The sequence below is a fragment of the Dawidia cretensis genome, assembly GCF_018598175.1.
GTDB classification, from domain to species: Bacteria; Bacteroidota; Bacteroidia; order Cytophagales; family Cyclobacteriaceae; genus Ohtaekwangia; species Ohtaekwangia cretensis.
Genome location: NZ_JAHESE010000001.1, coordinates 13,089 through 27,171, shown reverse-complemented (window position 1 = coordinate 27,171; position 14,083 = coordinate 13,089). Strand labels below are relative to the sequence as shown.

At 51.9% G+C, this 14,083-nt stretch carries 13 protein-coding genes; 3 read left to right on the top strand and 10 right to left on the bottom strand.

Features of this window, described 5'->3' with window-relative positions:
• Window positions 1-42: 42 nt before the first annotated feature.
• The 3 genes from KK062_RS00090 to KK062_RS00080 form a co-directional block, all read right to left on the bottom strand.
• Window positions 43-975 (bottom strand): helix-turn-helix domain-containing protein, encoded by a 933-nt coding sequence (locus KK062_RS00090; protein ID WP_254082188.1) that lies wholly within the window; start codon window positions 973-975, stop codon window positions 43-45.
• 101 nt (window positions 976-1,076) lie between these two features.
• A complete protein-coding gene (locus tag KK062_RS00085; RefSeq protein WP_254082187.1) occupies window positions 1,077-1,397 on the bottom strand; it encodes a hypothetical protein in 321 nt (106 codons plus the stop codon).
• A 189-nt stretch (window positions 1,398-1,586) separates the two neighbouring features.
• Window positions 1,587-1,814 carry a hypothetical protein gene (locus KK062_RS00080; RefSeq protein WP_254082186.1) on the bottom strand — a complete coding sequence of 76 codons (228 nt, stop codon included), beginning with the start codon at window positions 1,812-1,814 and terminating at the stop codon, window positions 1,587-1,589.
• Window positions 1,815-2,318: 504 nt separating this feature from the next.
• On the opposite strand from KK062_RS00080, the gene KK062_RS00075 reads away from it, so the two are divergent.
• The 3 genes from KK062_RS00075 to KK062_RS00065 all read left to right on the top strand — a co-directional run bounded on the left by KK062_RS00075 (window position 2,319) and on the right by KK062_RS00065 (window position 5,785).
• Window positions 2,319-2,768, top strand: coding sequence for a hypothetical protein (locus KK062_RS00075; RefSeq protein WP_254082185.1), 450 nt, complete (start codon window positions 2,319-2,321; stop codon window positions 2,766-2,768).
• 97 nt (window positions 2,769-2,865) lie between these two features.
• Complete coding sequence (locus KK062_RS00070; protein WP_254082184.1) at window positions 2,866-4,173, top strand: chorismate lyase; 1,308 nt, start codon at window positions 2,866-2,868, stop codon at window positions 4,171-4,173.
• Window positions 4,174-4,354: 181 nt separating this feature from the next.
• Window positions 4,355-5,785, top strand: coding sequence for a GAF and PAS domain-containing protein (locus KK062_RS00065; protein WP_254082183.1), 1,431 nt, complete (start codon window positions 4,355-4,357; stop codon window positions 5,783-5,785).
• Between the two features lie 12 nt (window positions 5,786-5,797).
• Here KK062_RS00065 and KK062_RS00060 read toward each other — a convergent pair whose 3' ends face one another.
• From KK062_RS00060 to KK062_RS00030, 7 genes are all read right to left on the bottom strand, one after another.
• Window positions 5,798-6,763: an AAA family ATPase gene (locus KK062_RS00060; protein WP_254082182.1), complete on the bottom strand. Its 966-nt coding sequence runs from the start codon at window positions 6,761-6,763 to the stop codon at window positions 5,798-5,800.
• Window positions 6,764-6,766: 3 nt separating this feature from the next.
• Window positions 6,767-8,128, bottom strand: a complete 1,362-nt coding sequence (locus tag KK062_RS00055) for a peptidylprolyl isomerase (RefSeq protein ID WP_254082181.1) — start codon at window positions 8,126-8,128, stop codon at window positions 6,767-6,769.
• A gap of 1 nt (window position 8,129) precedes the next feature.
• Window positions 8,130-9,038: a peptidyl-prolyl cis-trans isomerase gene (locus KK062_RS00050; RefSeq protein WP_254082180.1), complete on the bottom strand. Its 909-nt coding sequence runs from the start codon at window positions 9,036-9,038 to the stop codon at window positions 8,130-8,132.
• Window positions 8,992-10,965 (bottom strand): peptidylprolyl isomerase, encoded by a 1,974-nt coding sequence (locus KK062_RS00045; protein WP_254082179.1) that lies wholly within the window; start codon window positions 10,963-10,965, stop codon window positions 8,992-8,994. Before KK062_RS00045 ends, KK062_RS00050 begins: the two co-directional genes overlap by 47 nt.
• 24 nt (window positions 10,966-10,989) lie before the next feature.
• Window positions 10,990-11,409 (bottom strand): ATP-binding protein, encoded by a 420-nt coding sequence (locus KK062_RS00040; RefSeq protein ID WP_254082178.1) that lies wholly within the window; start codon window positions 11,407-11,409, stop codon window positions 10,990-10,992.
• Window positions 11,406-11,744: an STAS domain-containing protein gene (locus KK062_RS00035; RefSeq protein WP_254082177.1), complete on the bottom strand. Its 339-nt coding sequence runs from the start codon at window positions 11,742-11,744 to the stop codon at window positions 11,406-11,408. Before KK062_RS00035 ends, KK062_RS00040 begins: the two co-directional genes overlap by 4 nt.
• 71 nt (window positions 11,745-11,815) lie before the next feature.
• On the bottom strand, window positions 11,816-13,885 hold the full coding sequence (locus KK062_RS00030) for a GAF domain-containing SpoIIE family protein phosphatase (RefSeq protein ID WP_254082176.1): 2,070 nt from the start codon (window positions 13,883-13,885) through the stop codon (window positions 11,816-11,818).
• Between the last annotated feature and the right edge of the window lie 198 nt (window positions 13,886-14,083).

The window sequence follows — 14,083 nt, the reverse complement described above, 5'->3', positions numbered from 1 at the left end:
TACGGATTCTTAAGGACTACTTGTAAATATCCAAGATCATGCTTACCCCTGGTTGGGTGCGCGCCGGAAGGCGTTTGGCGTCAGGTTTGTGTGTTTTTTGAAGTAGTTACTGAAGTGAGCGGACTCCGAAAAGCCGAGCTGAAAAGCTATTTCCTTGACGGGAATGGATGAATTGCGCAGCAACGACTTGGCCTCGGCAATGGTCTTATCGCTGATCCACGCGCTGACTGAGCGGCCCGTTTTGCTCTTGATCACATTGCTCAGGTAATTGGGATGTAGGTTGAGACTCCGGGCATAATCCTGTGCCTGGAACAACGTATGAGTCTTGCCGTCCGCCAGGTCGCGGTAGTGCTTTTCCAACAAGCCTTTGAATGCCTTTACGATCTGCGAGCTGCGATTGCCCTCGTAGAGGGGGTTATAGTCCTCCCAGAAGTATTCTTTTACCTTGAGCAACACCACCACGAAGAGACTGCCGATAAGACGATGTTTATACGGCGACGCGGCCTGGTACTCCTTCAGGATCTGCAGGTACAGCCGCTCAAACTCGGTGTATACTTCCGGCCGCAGCGTGCGCGGCGGTACCGTCTCGGCCAGTAGGAACGAAAATTCCTGGAACACATCGGGATGCACATTCTCTTTTAAAAACGACTCGCTGAACGTAATGAGATAGACCTCGTCCATCTGCAGCCATTCAAACGACTTGTAGTGGCCGGGGTTGGTAAAATAGATCGTACCGGGCGAGGTATCGAAAACATGGTCGTCCGTCGAATACCGCCCATGGCCATTTTTGACAAAGACAAAGGAAAAGTAGTTGGCCCGGTACACCGGCGATTTAAAGGGCAGGTCCAGGTGTATTTCGGCCAGGTTGTGAATCGTAAATTCTGCCTCCGCGTCGATCAGGCCGACGGGCAGCCCGATGTCATGGTAGGTGTCATATAGATTGTCGAACCGTTCAATTCTTTCCTGATCCTTCATACACGTGGGCAAAGGCCCGGACGGGTTTACCGTTCTCACACTCCACACTCACACTGATTTTCCGGGGTGCTATAATACGACTTCGGGTGGATTTTTGCGAATCAGATCTGGGAGAAGACACGGTCTATGCCAATGTTGGCGCGGTCATACCCGTCGCGGAGTCGGGAGAAATGTTTATCCACGATCGCAATATTCCGGACGTGGCTGAGGTCTACCAATAGCCAGTCAAACGTGCGCGTCGCGTTGCCGCCACCATGTTGAAAACACCACAGCACTTGCGTACCGGTAGGGGATAAGCCATAGCAGTACGGCTCTACCAGCCGGTGAAATCCCTCATAATGGAATGAGAGTACTCGCCGGTATTGAATCGCCAGCAGGATCTCGACGTTTGCCGGTGCCGTTGTCGTTGGGTGTTTATGCATGTCGGGGGGGACAGATATGTCAAATACACGCCAGCGGCCAATGGGTACACTTCTGGTCCACGGCAGCCATGCTTGTGGGAGATACTATAAACGGGCTTATAGCAAATCTTAATTCAAGTTAAGGATTATACAGATAGTGTCAAATGCAGCATTATATTTCTTTGAGCAGCGTGCAGCATACGTGCACACTTATGACAATTGTTCTGCATAACGATCTTTCACATAGCGGCTGATATAGGTGCTTAGGCCTCTTCCCTCTCGTGCAAGAATCTTCATGTTTTGAATATGCTCTTTGCCGGTAACGGCATAATTATACTTGTACGTGGCGCCGGTACGGAATGCTACAATGATCGAGTCGCGTCCAATGCGATAAGACGCAATGCCGGAGTTGCCTTGCAGATTTTTGTAACGCTCCATACGTCAGAATATACAAATAATTATACCGTGCGTACTTCCTGCACGACTGCCCCGGGAAAGGCCTTGACTGTTGCCGGACACGGAAGGACCGGCAGGTCTTTTCGTACCGGATAAATAAGGTACAGTACCCCTATTGTACCGGTATGGCGGCTGTGTTAACCTCAGTTCAGCAAATATGCACTCCGTTGACGCGGTGAGGTTAGTTTTTTAGTCATTTTGTCAAAAATCCAGGTTTTTTTACCCAGTCGCGTATACCCCAGGCGATGCGCGAACGACTGGAAACCGTTGCATGTAGTACAATTGTACTACTCCGGATGGTACAATTGTACTATTCAGAACAAAAGACTTACAGTCGAGTATCATGTATGGATGTGTATGAAATACAAATGTTTGGTATAAGTATTAAAAGCAACTTTATTTTAACGACCCGGTGAAATGTATTTGTAGCCGGTCGAAACGATCAATCAAAAAATTTTAACCACAATTAACCCCTTTTGACATTGTATGAAACTTGTCGTAGAAAAGAACGGTACTATTGAGTACGACCCTACCGTGCCCTGCATCACGGCATCCTTTACTGATTTTATGTCCTCGGATCAATTCAAGGCATTTTTAGACAAAGGACTCACACACCTCATTGAGAAGAAAAAGAGCCACGCGCGGCTGCTGTGGCTCGCCGACACCAGCAAGCACGCCGTGCAGCCCGAAAAAGACATTCAGTGGGTAGCGGAGGAATGGAACCCGCGTGCACTGAAGGCCGGCATTAATCACGTCGCTTTTGTACTGCCGGAAAACGTTTTCGCTGTTCGTTCCGTGAAGGGCTACGCCGCAAAATCGGCGGCCAAAGAGGATGAAATCAAGGAGGGTGTCATGACCGTCGAGTTCTTTGGCAAAATAGAAGATGCCAAGGAATGGTTCCGGAACCTGAAGCCGGTTGCGGCGGCTCTTAAATAAGATTTGTTACTCAGCAGGGGCCTAGGGGCCCCTGCTGCCTTTTCAGGCTTTGTTGTTAGTATGTTTTTGTATTGTCTCAACTTACCCTACCTACCGTATGAAAATCCAAACAGCCATCTCTACCCAAAACAAAAGAGGGTTTACCTACACTCTCACGTCTTTCGGAAAAGCCTTTGTTAACGCCGCCTCTAAGGCTACCCATCCCGTGATGGATATTGGCGCTGCTTATGGCGTAGCCACGTTGCCCGCGTTGTTGACGGGTGCCCATGTCGTCGCCGTCGACATTGACGATAGCCACCTGCAGGCCATTCGCGATACTGTCGGTGATGTATTACAACCACATTTGAAAACTATGCATGGTCGCTTTCCTCATTTTGACAGGGAGCGGGAATCGCTCAGTGCTGTTTACATGTCGCAGGTGCTGCCGTTCCTGAATGGTGAAGAGATTGAAACGGGTGCCCGCAAGGTATATGACTGGCTCATTCCCGGCGGCGAAGTTTTTATCGTATCGTTCACACCGTACATCGACCACGTCAAAGCATTTATACCCGTTTACGAAGAGCGCCGTCGCCAGGGCGTACGCTGGGCCGGGTATATCGACGATGTAGCCCACTACAGCCACGACCCCGCCATCTATAGCCACCTGCCCAACCAAATCCACCACGTGGATGCTGACGATCTGACGTGGGCGTTCCAGAACGCTGGCTTTACCATTCGCGAGGTGCGCTACTTTGGCGAAGAAGAAGGCGAGTTGCCATCGGGCATTCGCATGGACGGCCGCGAGCGCGTAGGCCTTGTTGCCGTGAAGCCCTTTGCCCGCGACTACCGCGGCGAATTGGGCCACTGGGAAAGCATCGCGACCATGCCGGCCGATATTGTGCCGCCCGTGCTGCGCGCGTGGCTCTACAAGCCATTTGTATTGAGTCATGCGTTAAAGCGTGTGTGTAGCAATTTTGCCGTGAGCGTTTGCGATCAGTCCATCAAGCCCATGTATGCTGACGAAATCTCTGCGTTGCAGTGCTATACCTGCTCCGATGGCTATGTGCGCGAAACGTATTTAGGCAATGTCGAAGATCCGCTGGTTTATGCCCGCGTGACGATGCCCGAGACAACGTACCGCGCCTGCCAGGAGGCGCTGGACAACCTCGGCAATCGCCCGATCGGTGAAACTCTACTCTATAATAACCCAAACGTTACCCGCAGTGGCTTCGAAGTCAAACGCGTCACCGGAAATGACGAGCTATTGTTTGATGTACTCGTACACTCGCACTTCTTCAAGGCCGAGGTCGAAAAGAGCAGTCGTGTATCCCAGCTATGGGCGCGCCGCTCTATCTTCCACATGCGCGGCCACCCGTTGCTGATCACCGAAGTATTTTTGTGCAACATTCCCGACTACCGCGATTAAACAGTGAGAGCGTGAGAGCGAGAGCGAAGAAAAGAAAGAACGCCGTCCGCTCTCACACTTCACACTGTTTTTGCACACTCACACTGTTCCATTCCTGATATTTATCATGTTACTGAATAATGTTTATCAACTCCTGCACTACGGGAAAATCGGTACTTCGTTCCTGTAGTCAGGAACGTATATGAAAACAGAACAAAAATGGGCCGTCATCGGTCTTGCCATCGGCATGCTTTGTCCGCTGCTGCTAGTGGCACAACGCCTGGGAGAAAGTCACAACACCTGGGGAAAAACCGCGGCCAACGGACTGGCCATTGCCACTCCCGCCGTATGCGCCGCAGGAGCCTTCCTGGCGGGCCGGAAAATCACCCGCAGTGAGGAGCGGTTTGCACAGCAGATCGACAACGACCGGAAACAATGGTTCATGCTCGACGACTTTATCGGCAGCCTCGACCGGGGCGACATGCGCGCACAAGTATCCAATGATTTTAACGATCGTAAGATCGCCGCACAGCTCGACGGCTACAAGACCAAATTGATGGCCGAGAAAGAAGAAGAAGCGCGGCGCACATGGGAGACGCGCGGCCTGGCAAGCTTCGGCGAGCTGCTGCGCGCCACCACCGACCTGAGCCATCTGGCCGACGATGTCGTTCGGTTCCTGGTAAAGTATGTTGACGGAAACCAGGGCTCGATCTTCTTCTTGCAGGAACAACCCGACGAAGAACCGGTGCTAACCCTGGCCGCGTGCTATGCCTACGAACGAAAAAAACACATGACCAAAACCATTGCACCCGGTGAAGGATTGGTGGGGCAGTGTTACTTTGAAAAAGAAACCATCGTACTACATCAGGTACCGAAAGATTATATCCGCATCACGTCCGGGCTGGGCACGGGTGCACCGGGATTTATCGCCATTGTGCCGCTCAAGACCAACGACCAGGTAAACGGCGTGCTCGAGATTGCTTCGTTCAAAAAGCTGAGTAATAACGCGGTGAAGTTTTTAGAAAAAGCAGCAGAAGCTTTCTCTTCCGTGATCCAATCCATGAAGACCAACGACCACGTGCGCACACTGCTGGAGGCCTCGCAGCGCCAGACCGAAGAGCTGCGCAGCCAGGAGGAGGAGATGCGCCAGAACATGGAAGAGATCCAGGCTATTCAGGAACAAATGAGTCGTCAGCTGGAACGCAATACCGTGATTCGCCACGCGCTGGAAGCACGCGAAAAAGTACTGGGGCTTACAACCATCTTGTCAGAGTCAGACGTATTCGGCACCATCCTGTTTGCCAACGACAAGTTTTGTGAGCTCGCGCAATATTCGCAGGAAGAGCTAATCGGCAAACCGCATAATTTGATTCGTCATCCGGATATGCCCAAAGAGATCTTCCGGCAGATGTGGGTGGAGATTAAAGCCGGCAATGCATTTCATGGCATCATCAAAAATCGCAGGAAGGATGGATCGCACTATTGGGTCGACTCTACGATTGTACCGGTAATCGAAGACGGAAAAATTGTAAAATATATCGGCGCGCGATACCACATCAAAGATGATGATGTGGCGGAAAAGTTATTCTTCCGCCAGATGCGCCGCATGGGGCTGCTCGACTTGGTCCGGTAATAAGGCCAGGGATTAGATCAGGCGCTCGATCAGCTCGTCGACGCTGATACCTTCCGCTTCGGCCTTGAAGTTCCGTACGATGCGGTGGCGTAGTACAGGTTTGGCGATGGCCCGCACGTCGTCGATGTCGGGAGAATATTTACCGTTCAGCAAAGCATGGCACTTGGCGCCGAGCACCAGGAACTGCGAGGCCCGCGGTCCGGCTCCCCACTCGAGAAACTCGGTGGCGACAGCCGATGCGCCGGCTACACCCGGCCGGGTTTTATTCACCAGGCCCACGGCGTATTCAATCACGTTATCGACAATGCTCACCCGGCGCACCAGGTGTTGAAAGTAGGCAATCTCCTCAGCGTTCAACACCTTGTTCACCTGGCGTGTCTCGTCGCTGGTGGTATTCTTCACGACCTCCACCTCTTCGCGGAAAGAGGGATAGGTCAGTTGAATATTAAACATAAAGCGGTCGAGCTGCGCTTCGGGTAGCGGGTAGGTTCCTTCCTGCTCGATCGGGTTCTGCGTAGCCAGTACAAAGAACGGGCCGGGCAGGTCGTAACGCTGGCCCGCTATGGTCACAGCATGTTCCTGCATGGACTCCAGCAGGGCGGCTTGTGTTTTCGGAGGTGTACGGTTGATCTCGTCGGCGAGTACAATGTTGGCGAAGATAGGGCCACGCACAAATTTAAAGTTGCGCTCTTTGTCCATCGTTTCGGCGCCGACGATGTCAGACGGCATCAGGTCGGGCGTAAACTGTATCCGCTTGAACTGCAGCTCGAGCGAGGTGGCAATGGTTTGTACCAACAGGGTCTTGGCGAGCCCTGGTACGCCTACCAGCAACGAATGGCCATGACAAAAGATGGCTGTCAGGATCTGGTGTACAACGTCTTCCTGGCCGATAACGACCTTTGATATTTCAGACTTTAAATTCTTATAGGCCGCGGCAAGGGCATCGGCAGCTTCGACATCAGAGGCAAACTTCGTCATTCGTTATTCATCTAAAATTCCACAATAATCATAGGCGTCGTCGATGCTGATAAAGACATCTTTCCGGGCCTTCTGAAACCACTTCTGCAAGATACGGTCCTTTTTCTCATTCAACGTAGCGTCTTGTATCCGCGACCAGTCCGCTTCCAGGGACGCCTGGTGTGGGGCGACGCGCGAACGGTAAAATAAGATACGCACGGCATCTTTACCGTCGTCGGTGCGGTATACAATGGGGTGAGAGACGTCGCCGATCTGCATGGAGTCAAGCTTGAAGAACACCACCGGGTCGAGCTCGTCCACCATCAGGCGGATGCCTCCATTGGCGTCGCTGAAGAAGCCACCATTGCCTTTCGTCTCTACATCGTCGGAAAATTCTTTCGCAGCCTTCTGGAACTTGATGCTGTCGTTTACAATCAGCGTGCGGATGCTGTCCAGGTTTTTGCTGGCCTTTGCCAAATCCGACTCGGAAGGCTTTGGCGAGATCAGGATGTGGCGCGAGTGGTACTCGTTCCCCCGGCGCTCGAGCAGCTGCATGACGTGAAAGCCGAAGGGTGACTCGAAGGGCATCGAGATCTCGTTCGGCTTGAGCCGAAACGCCGTGGCTTCGTACTCGGGCACCATGCGGCCGCGGCCTGACCAGCCCATGTCACCACCGTTGGTGATCACACTGGGGTCGGAAGAATACTTCTTCGCGAGCGTGGCCCAATCTTCACCTGCCAGCAGGCGGTTGCGCAGTGCGACCAGCTCGGTGCGCGTAATGTTCTTTTGGTCTTCGCTGACCTTGGCAATCTTAACGATCTGTGCTACTTCTACGGAAGCAGAGAAGTAGGGAAGACTATCCTTGGGAATCTTGCTAAAGAAACGACGCACTTCAGCCGGCGTTACCACCAGCCCATCGGTCATGACACCTTCCATTTTGTTTACGATCATCTGCTCGCGCACCTGGTCGCGCAGTTCCGAGCGGATCTGCTCCAGCGGCTTGCCATACAGCTCCTCCAGCTCGTCGGGCGAGCGGCCGGACTGCGACAGGATCATATCCATACGGCGTTGCGTGTTAGCGTCTACTTCGGCATCCAACACCATGACCGAGTCGATCTCGGCCTTTGCCATCATAAGTTTATTGCGGATCAGCATCGCCATCAGCTGGCAGCGAAGCTGTTGTCCGGGCGGGCGGCCGTTGGTCAGCTGGTCCTGGTAGAGCCGGTCCAGGTCGGACTTCAACACTATGTAGTTGTCTACTTTGGAGATGATCTCATCTACCACAAAGCCTGTCGCCTCCTCGTTCTCCTGTGCCGAAGCCTGAAAGGCCATGACGCCGGCAAACAGCGTCAGGGTCACGTACCTCGATATTCCTGCTATGTTCATATTACTTAAAAATCTCAAATTCCTTTTGGTCTAATGCCTTCGTATACGTCTCGTCCTCCAGCCGTTTGGCCAGCTCTACCTTGCGCTTGTTTAAGATGATGTTGCGGATATCGTCTTTGACAAACTCCAGCGGGGAAATGTTGTCGGACATCCGGTATTGGTCCACCATTAAAAAGTAAAGATAGCTATCGTCAGAGGTTTCGTAGTACGGTGTGGTTTTTAAAAACTGAATTTTATTGGGGATCTCCGCCAGAGGCGAATTCCGCACCAGTTCGTCAAACACCATCCAGCTGGAGTCGGAAATGTGATACGCCGCCGAAAAGCTAAGACAGTATGACTTCAATTCCTTCACGTCCTTGTCGCGGCTGGAATAGATCAATTCCTTGATTTTTCCTGTACGGGGGGCGTTTTTGGGCACTTTGATGAACGTCGCCTGGACGATATTCTGCTTCAGGATAAAATTGTCGATGTTGTCCTTATAGTACTTTTCGATCTCGCTGTTGGCAATGACAGTATCCAGGTGTTCTTTGATATAATAGGTCTGATATTCGTAGGCAATGATGCTGTAGCGATAGTCCAGGATCTTGCGTTCTACCTCCGCCTCGTCGATGTCGATCTTGCGGCTGGCTTCCTGGATCAGCAGCTGCTTGCGCACCCAGCTGTTGATGTACGCCTCGATGTGTGTAGCGCTGTCCTGTGGCGAGGTGCCGGGGGCAATAAAGCCTGCCAGCTCATCGCGGTACAGATAGGTATTGCCTACGCGCGACACAGCCTGCCGGTCTTCAGCGGCGCGGCCCGAGTCGTTTTTCATTTTGATAAGGTCGCAACCTGTCACCAGAAAGGCCGCCAGCAACCAGTGGCCTTTACTTCGCCTGAAGTTTCTGAAGAGTGTATTGCTTCCCTTTTCCATTCACTTTTACGGGGTATTTTTTCTTTAATTCCTCAATCCAGCGTTTTTCCAGGTCGCTCTGGTAGTCGGAAATGACCGACGGCCTTGCCTCTTCAAACGACATAAGGCCGGGGGGAATTATCTCGTTGAGCCGTACAAGGTAATATAATCCATTGTTTTCTGCGGTGTACACGCCCGGCGCGCCCCAGGTGACCTTCTGCAGCACCGGCTTCTCCTCCTTCGTAAACACGCCGGTCTCGGTCTTCACCTTGTTTTCGGCTGCTACTTGCTGGATTCGGGCTTCGTCGGCCTGGCCGCCTTGTAGCAGTGGCCGCAGGGTGGCCTCAAAGCCTGGCGTAGAGGCCGAATAAAACGTAGCCCGGGCCCGCTCACCAGCTTTATAGAGGGCCGCGTTTGCTTCGAAGAAGCGCCGCTGCCCCACCGAATCGGTCGAAGCTTTGTTCCAAACCTCCTTTTCCATGATCTCGAACAGCAAAATGCCTTCGTAATATTCTTTTAAGAGGTAGCCGTATTCGGGGTTTTCGCGCACGATCTTAGCCTCCAGCAGCGATAGGATGCTGGCATCGACAAAATGGTTGTATAACTGCTCCAAATACTTGGCGGGGTCTTGTGTATTGGGACGCTGCATTTTCTGCGCGTATTGCAAAAAGTCTTGAACAGTGTAGCTTTTGCCCGTCAGGGAAAACACCATGTCGCGCGCGGCGTTGGGCACGACGGGGGCTTTCCACTGGGCATTGTGCAGGGACGTGTCGCCCAGGGCCAGCACGCGGGCCTTCACCACGGCGTCCTCGCGGAACTGGTAGTCACGACGCCACTTGAGCTCCATGGCTTGCTTGGATAGCTGAGTGCGCTCGTCGCGGTTCACGCGGCTCTTGAGCGTAGGGCTTACGGCTTCAAAAGTGCCCAGTGGAATTTTGCGTTCCAGGCGCACGATGTGCCACCCGTAGGCGGTTTGAAAGGGGTCGGATATGTCGCCCGGATTTTTCAGGGCAAACGCCGTCCGCTCAAAGTCTGGAATGCTGGCCATTGCGCCGGGGCCAAAGGGCCGCAGCTTGCCGCCGTTGTCTTTCGAGCCCGGGTCTTCAGAGTATTGCTTACACAAATCGTCCCACTTCACACCCGCTTGTAATTCGTCGACGAGCTCGAAGATCTGGTTCTTTACTTTTTCGTTGTCTTTGCCTTCGCCTGTGCGCAGCATGATGTGCGACACTTCTACTTCGCCCTGCGAGGGGCGGCGATCGGCAATATAGAGCAGGTGGTAGCCAAAACGCGTACGCACCGGCATGCTTACTTGTCCGGGCTTGGTGGTATAGGCAGCATTCTCAAACGGATAGACCATCTGCAGCGCGGTAAAGTAGCCGAGGTTGCCCTGGTTCATGCGCGCGGAGGGATCTTCGGAATACTGCATGGCAGCTTTACCAAAGTCTTCGCCGGCAATGATCTTATTGCGAATATCGACCAGACGGTTATATACCGCTACGGTATCGGCAGGCGAAGCATCCGCTTTGATATTTAACAAAATATGCGAGGCTTTGACCTCTTCCTTTAAGCGCTCGTATGTAAGCCGCGTCAGGCTGTCGGTGATTTTGGTGTCGGGCAGGTAGGGACGGCGTAGCTCGTCTTTATACTGATTGTATTCGCGTATAAAGCTACCGGTGGTGTCCATGCCGCGGGTGCGGGCCTCTTCGACCTTCAGCTTGAAGTTGATGAACAATGTGAGATACTCATCGATCTTTGTCGTGGTGAAGTCCTCCGATTTGTTCTGGTGATTTTTGTTGTAGAGGTAAATAAACTCTTCGGCCGTAACGGGTTTCTTGTTAACGGTAAACAGCGTGACAGGCTTGGGTGCCTTTTTTTGTTTCTGCGCCTGCAGGGATGTGCTAGCAAAAGCACAACCGAGCAGAATACACACTGCAAATAGTCTCATAGGCGTTGGTTCGGGGTAAGGGGATTACTGAAAATGAACGGATTTGATCAGACGGCAAACGTTGCGGCCGCTGCGATTTTGATATTCGATTTTGTCCATGATTGATTTAACCAGACGGATGCCGAGGCCGCCCTTGCGTTTTTCCTGAACGATGTTGTCGAGCGCAGGCGCGTGAAATTGGTTAATATCAAACACGGTGCCGTCGTCGACAATCTCAAAGACCACCGGGTCGTTTTTATCAATGTCGATGTGCAGCTCAAACAGGTCTTCCGGGTTGCAGTGGTGGGCGTGTATCATCAGGTTTGAGCACATCTCGTCCAGTGCCAGTACAATTTCGCTGATCTCCAGATCGGCCACTCCATGATTTTTCAGCGATACCCGTATAAAATCACGCACGCCCTTCAGGTTCTCGATGCTGCATCCAACTTTATGCACGTATTTCATGCGATCATTTGCTTTGCCTCTACCTTATCTTTTCCAATCTGCAGCAGCTCGCCCAGTCCCAGGATACTAAAGGTATGCCATACCTTGTCGCTCATGCCAAACAGCACCATCTTGATGCCGCGGTCCTTGAACTCTTCGATATACGACATAAACACTCCCAATCCCGCTGATGAAATGTATTCGAGCGCACCGCAGTCCACAAGGATCTTTTCGAATCCTTCTCCCACACTCTTGGCAATCGCCAGATCAAGCTCTATGGAAGAACTGGCGTCAATTTCGCCGATGAGTGCGATCACATCTGCACCGTCTTCCTGTATTCTCCTGATGTGGATCATAGGTTATAACGTTGTTTTAATTTTAATGTTTTAGTTCCTGACCGGTCGCCTTTTTAGGGGCTGGCGGCCTATTATTTAAATTTCACGATCATGGTAGTGTAGTCGTCGTTGATATTCTCCGTACCGGAAAAATCATACAGGCGCTGGATCAACTGCTCCTGTATTTCCCGCACGGGACGATCATGTACCTCCATCACTATCTGCTCCAGGCGATCATAGCCGAACTCTTCATTCTTGCCATCCTTCGCTTCCGTGATGCCGTCGGTATACAGCACCATGATATCGTCGGGGCAATAGCTGAATTCGTTCGCCTGGATAAATTTCTTATAGCTTTTATTACGCACCATACCCAGCGCAACGCCTTTGTCCTTGAAATATTCCGTGGTTTTTTTTGCTGTGCTGTAATACAATACCGGGCAATGCCCTGCACGCGCATAGCGGATCTTTTTCGTTTGGGTGTTGATCATGAAATAGGTGGCCGAAATGAACGATCCGCGTTCCAGGCAGTATATTAATGCCTGGTTAGAACGCGACATGAACTCATCTGGTTCAATATCCTCCTGCGCCAGGCTATGAAAGATCCCTTTCATCTGCGACATGTGGAACGCCGCCGTCGTACCCTTGCCCGACACGTCGGCAATGATGAGCGAAACCAGGTGGTCGTTGATCCGCAAGGTGTCGTAATAGTCGCCGCCTACTTCGTCGGCAGATTCCGAGAACGCCGCGATATCAAAGTCGTCATCCTTTTCCAGCACAGCCGGCAACAGGCTTTTCTGCACCGTCTTGGCAATCTTGAGCTCCTCTTTGTAACGTTCGTTTTGCAGTGCCTCCTCCATGAGGCGGAAATTCTCGATCGATATACCCGCCTGGTTGGCAAAGGTCGACACGATCTTCGTCATCTCTTTATTAAAGCCATCGGGCAGCTCGCGCAGCAGCGCCAGCGTGCCGATGTTCTCGCCCTTGACATAGATCGGGAAGGCCAGGATCGAGCGGAAGCGCGAGCCCTTCAACGATGCCAGGTGCTTCGACAGGTTTTTGGTCTTGTCGCTGCTCTGTTCAAGAACACCCTTGACGTTGTGCGTCTTGAGGTGGTTGATGATATCGTACGCCTCTTTCTCGGTAATCTTATAGGTGAACAGCCGGTAATTATGTTGCCGCAGATTTACTTCCAGCCACGCCGCGTCGGCGAATACTGTACTGACGGATGTCTCCAGCAAAATATTGTATACGCTGTCTTCGCTCTGCTCGGTCTGAATGGACTGGCTGATGCGTTGGAAGTTCACCACCTCCTCCAGCTTTTGTTCAAAGACCGACGTCGTCGGCAGGTTGAACAAAATCACCAGGAAAGAGAAAATGCTGTACACCGTCACAAAGACGATCACCGACAGAATGAAGATATGCTCCTGGTAGTCGGTCAGCATCTGCATGGAGGGCATGGCCTGGCCGAGCACGGTCACCAACGTGCGGTTGGTGTAGATGAGATACAACAGGTAAAAGATTGTCAGCAGTAGCAACAGCAAGCTGGTCCATTTCTGGCGGAAGTTAAGGTACGCCACCCACTTCATGTTGCCCGACAACACCAGACCGGTCAGTACAAAGATGCCGAACATGGTGCCGTACAACCATTCCACCACCGGTATATTAAAGCTGTTGTACAAGAGGGAGAGCAGCAGCCCCACCTCAAAGAAAGTCCAGAGGCGTAGCAGCCACTTCGACTTCTGATACAGAATGAGCCGTTTCCACACGGTAAAGGCCATGAGCAGGAAACCGATCATGAGCCCGAGGTTGATCAGATAAATAAAGTCGTTAAAGACAAGGCTCTTGGGAAGCCGGGTGCTGCCCATAAGTACCTCCAGCAACCGCAAGCTGAGCGAGATCACCGTTGACACCAAACCGGTGGCAAATACACGCCAAAGCAGGTCGACGAAATTGAGCACTTCATCACGTTCGATCCGCAATTTGAAGTAATAGAAAACAGATAGGATATACAGGTTCAGCAGGATACCGGGCAGCCAGGTGGGTAGTTCCTGTTTGAGATTGCTCGAAATACTGAATACGATCGAAATTTCAGCAAATACCAAGGCCAGCCAGGTGATGACTCCCACCAGGAAAAGCAGTCGGGTAATGGCTTTGGTACGCATAGGATAAAAAAATGCCAATCATCTAAGATTGGCTCCGCAATAATAGGAATAATTCGGAAAGGTTACATGGCAGGAAAATGGGCTCAGGGCGTAATATTTTTCCGCTTACCTTTGTAAAGCCGGGGATATGTACATCTTAGAAAGTCTCCCCGAAAAACCCTTCTTTTTACTGTTCAGTATGTACATTTTTTAGCTTAC